This window comes from Thalassospira sp. UBA1131, assembly GCF_002311515.1.
Lineage (GTDB): Bacteria > Pseudomonadota > Alphaproteobacteria > Rhodospirillales > Thalassospiraceae > Thalassospira.
Genome location: NZ_DCAO01000009.1, coordinates 1,612 through 2,908, shown reverse-complemented (window position 1 = coordinate 2,908; position 1,297 = coordinate 1,612). Strand labels below are relative to the sequence as shown.

The following is a 1,297-nucleotide window of genomic DNA, read 5'->3' as shown; positions in this document are numbered from 1 at the left end:
GTGATGAAGCGCGTGGTGGTCATGGATGTGTCTGATGACAAGGACAAGCCGGAACCGTTGAAGCTGATCAATCCGGAGATCATCTGGGAATCTGAGGAAACCTCGATCTATCAGGAAGGCTGCCTGTCGATCCCGGAACAATATGCCGATGTCGAACGCCCGGCTGAAGTCGGCATGCGCTATATGGATGAAAACGGCGAAACCCATGAGATCGAGGCGGACGGGTTGCTTGCGACCTGCATCCAGCACGAGATCGATCATCTGGATGGCGTTCTGTTCACCGATTATCTCAGCGCGCTTAAGCGCAACATGATCCTGAAGAAAGTCCAGAAGCTGCAGAAGACCAAAAAGTCTGCCTGACACGTCTGATCAGAAACGCATGCGAAGGGCCGGTTTTCCGGCCCTTTTGTTTTGCGTAGGTTCAGAGTTTGCGGGGTTTGATGTCGTTCGGATCAAGCCCGACGATCCAGCCTTCGCGTTCCAGTATGCTTGGCGTGCGGGGCAGATGTTCAGGGCGTCGACCCTCGGCGATTTCGATCAAACCCATCACGCCAATCAGGGCGTCAAAGGCATCGTCCTTGCCGTGGTCCGGGCCAAAGCCATCCTTGATGTCGGCCCAGACCGAAGGACTGATTTCAATGCCCTTCTTGCTGGCGTTATCGCGTAGTTGGTGCAGGTAGTTCTTCCGGCTGGTCTGAATTGATTTAGTCAACTCACTTGTATCAGAAAGCCAGCCATAAATTTCGCCGGGATAGGTTTCAATCAGGGTGACGCCGGGGGATTTGCAAAGGCTTTCGAGATCGCCCGAAAACGGCCAAATGTTAAATCCATCGGCATGTCCCGGCATGATCAGGTGTTTGAGGCCATGCAGCATGCCCTTGCCGACCTGATTGGCGCCCAATGTCCAGAAGGGCGGGCAGGCAGCGTTGCGTTGGGTGGTTGGAAATTCGCAGGCGCGATGGAGCGCGTTGAAATCGGTCAGGCCCAGTGCCTTGATCAGGTGTTCGCGTTTCACGCTGCCCTTGATGCCGGAGCTTTGAGGATAAAATGGCCGGGTGTGCCGGATTTCGTCCGGTGATTGGCAGACATCAAAGAAATCCTGCCATTCATCGGTTTCAAGTAATCCGAGTAATGATTTGAAGTCTTTGACATTCGCGCCATCATACCACGTATCCAGAAATCCGATCGGCATATCAAGGCCAAGCCAGAGCACATCCTTCTTGCCATGGCTGGCAAGCGATTGGCGGAACTGATGGAGCATCCCGACCGGCTCGATGGCGTGGATTTGCCAGCCGGT

Annotated in this window: 2 protein-coding genes; one reads left to right on the top strand and one right to left on the bottom strand. The window is 54.4% G+C overall.

Annotation, left to right across the window (positions count from 1 at the left end):
* Positions 1 to 360 (top strand): peptide deformylase (gene def, locus B3Z49_RS01280; RefSeq protein WP_296987659.1); only part of this gene is annotated, 360 nt, incomplete at its 5' end.
* Positions 361 to 421: 61 nt separating this feature from the next.
* On the opposite strand, the gene B3Z49_RS01275 is transcribed toward def, so the two are convergent.
* Positions 422 to 1,297: methyltransferase type 12 (locus tag B3Z49_RS01275; protein ID WP_296987656.1), on the bottom strand; the 876-nt coding region annotated here is incomplete at its 5' end.